The 984-nt window shown below is 71.0% G+C and carries 1 protein-coding gene and 1 pseudogene; one reads left to right on the plus strand and one right to left on the minus strand.

What is annotated here, in order from left to right; translation table 11 throughout:
• Positions 1 to 398, plus strand: a 398-nt coding sequence (locus tag BST27_RS30485; RefSeq protein WP_139805500.1) for a tetratricopeptide repeat protein, incomplete at its 5' end; no start/stop codon positions are given.
• A gap of 21 nt (positions 399 to 419) precedes the next feature.
• Here BST27_RS30485 and BST27_RS32935 read toward each other — a convergent pair.
• A pseudogene (locus tag BST27_RS32935) lies at positions 420 to 984 on the minus strand (PE family protein); the annotation flags it as partial.

Genomic DNA, 984 nt, shown 5'->3' on the forward strand with positions numbered 1-984 from the left:
TGGCACAGGCACGTCAAGAGCTCGAGGACGGGGACTTCGACGCGGCCCGACAGTCGTATCAGGCGATTCTGGACGCAGACCCGAACAACGCCGAAGCGAAGGGCGCGTTGCGGCAGATCGATTTCCTCAGCCGCGCCACTTCTCAGCGGCCGGACGCCGTCGCCGTCGCCGACGCGGCACCAGACGACATCGATGCAGCGTTGGCCGCCGCCGACGTGCAGATCCTCAACCAGGACGTCACCGCGGCGTTCAATCGTCTAATCGCTTTGGTGCGTCGCACATCTGGTGACGACCGCAACAAGGTGCGTACTCGGCTGATCGAGCTGTTCGAGCTGTTCGATCCCGCTGACCCTGAGGTCGTCGCGGGCCGGCGCAACCTCGCCAACGCGCTGTACTGACGACGCGCCTGGCCCACTAGGTCAGCCGCCGCTGGCGCCGTTGAATCCGGGCAGGCCGAGAATGCCGCCGTTACCTCCGAGGCCCCCGGCACCGCCCAGGCCCGGCGTCACACTGGTACCGCCCTGGCCGCCATTGCCGCCGCTTCCGATCAATGTGGCGTAACCGCCCTGACCGCCAGCGCCACCTGCTTTGTCGGGCTGTAAAGCCATCCCACCGGCCCCGCCGGCGCCACCATTGCCGATCAGCCCGGCATTGCCGCCAGCTCCGCCGTTTCCGCCGGCGGACTCGGGGCCGAGTCCACCAGCGCCACCTGCGCCGCCGGCGCCGAAAATTACGCCGGCGTTGCCGCCGTTGCCGCCGTTCCCACTGCTTACGTATCCGAGCCCCCCGGCTCCGCCGGCTCCGCCGTCGCCGCCGAGCTTCCCGCCGGCGCCGCCCGCGCCGCCACCGCCGCCGATGCTGCCTACATCGATGCCATTGCCGCCGGCGCCGCCGCCTCCGCCTGCACCCAACAGTCCAGCGGCCCCGCCGGCTCCGCCGGACCCGGCGGCGTTCTTGATGCTGTCCCCGCCGGAGCCGCCGGCC

Source organism: Mycobacterium intermedium, assembly GCF_002086275.1.
GTDB lineage: Bacteria > Actinomycetota > Actinomycetes > Mycobacteriales > Mycobacteriaceae > Mycobacterium > Mycobacterium intermedium.